The sequence below is a fragment of the Mycobacterium sp. IDUB_19 genome (genome assembly GCF_055419445.1).
Genome location: NZ_JBVAXR010000162.1, coordinates 1 through 1,059, shown reverse-complemented (window position 1 = coordinate 1,059; position 1,059 = coordinate 1). Strand labels below are relative to the sequence as shown.

The following is a 1,059-nucleotide window of genomic DNA, read 5'->3' as shown; positions in this document are numbered from 1 at the left end:
GGCCGGCTCTACGCGGTCAACCCCGAGTTCGGTTTCTTCGGCGTCGCGCCGGGCACCAACTGGAAGTCCAACCCGAATGCCATGCGCACCATCGCCGCAGGCAACACCGTGTTCACCAACGTCGCGCTCACCGACGACGACGAGGTGTGGTGGGAAGGCCTGGAAGGCGAGCCCGATCACCTGATCGACTGGAAGGGCCAGGACTGGTACATCCGCGACACGGAAACCAAAGCCGCGCACCCGAATTCGCGATACTGCACTCCGATGTCGCAGTGCCCGATCCTGGCGCCGGAGTGGGACGACCCGCAGGGCGTGCCGATCTCGGGCATCCTGTTCGGCGCCCGCCGCAAGACGACGGTGCCGCTGGTGACCGAGGCCCGCGATTGGCAGCACGGCGTGTTCATGGGCGCCACCATGGGCAGCGAGCAGACCGCCGCGGCCGAGGGCAAGGTCGGCACCGTGCGCCGCGACCCGATGGCCATGCTGCCGTTCCTGGGCTACCACGTCGGTGACTACTTCCAGCACTGGTTGGACCTGGGCAAGAACTCCGACGAGTCCAAGCTGCCAAAGGTGTTCTTCGTCAACTGGTTCCGCCGCGACGAAGACGGCGGCTTCCTGTGGCCGGGCTTCGGCGAGAACAGCCGGGTGCTGAAGTGGATCGTCGACCGCATCGAACATCAGGCCGGTGGCCAGGACACCGCGATCGGTATCGTGCCGACGGCCGGGGACCTTGACCTGGACGGGCTCGACATCGAAGGCGCCGACGTGACCAAGGCGCTGGCGGTCAACGCGGCCGAGTGGCGCGCGGAACTGCCCCTGATCGAGGAGTGGTTCGAGTTCGTCGGCGACAAGCTGCCCACCGGCGTCAAGGACGAGTTCGAGGCGCTCAAGCAGCGGCTGTCCGAGGCGGACTAACACCGCACGCAACGTTGAATCGGGCTGGCGCGCAGGACGCGTCAGCCCGATTTATTTTCGGCGGGCTTCGACGGCAAACGTGACTTCTGCATTCCAGCGGGTTGTTTGGAACCCCACGTTTCGGTGTATAGATAGCTAACACCG

At 65.7% G+C, this 1,059-nt stretch carries 1 protein-coding gene; it reads left to right on the top strand.

Going from position 1 to position 1,059, the window contains the following annotated elements; genetic code table 11:
- Window positions 1-915 (top strand): phosphoenolpyruvate carboxykinase domain-containing protein (locus tag ACZY0B_RS27630; RefSeq protein WP_463767403.1); only part of this gene is annotated, 915 nt, incomplete at its 5' end.
- Between the last annotated feature and the right edge of the window lie 144 nt (window positions 916-1,059).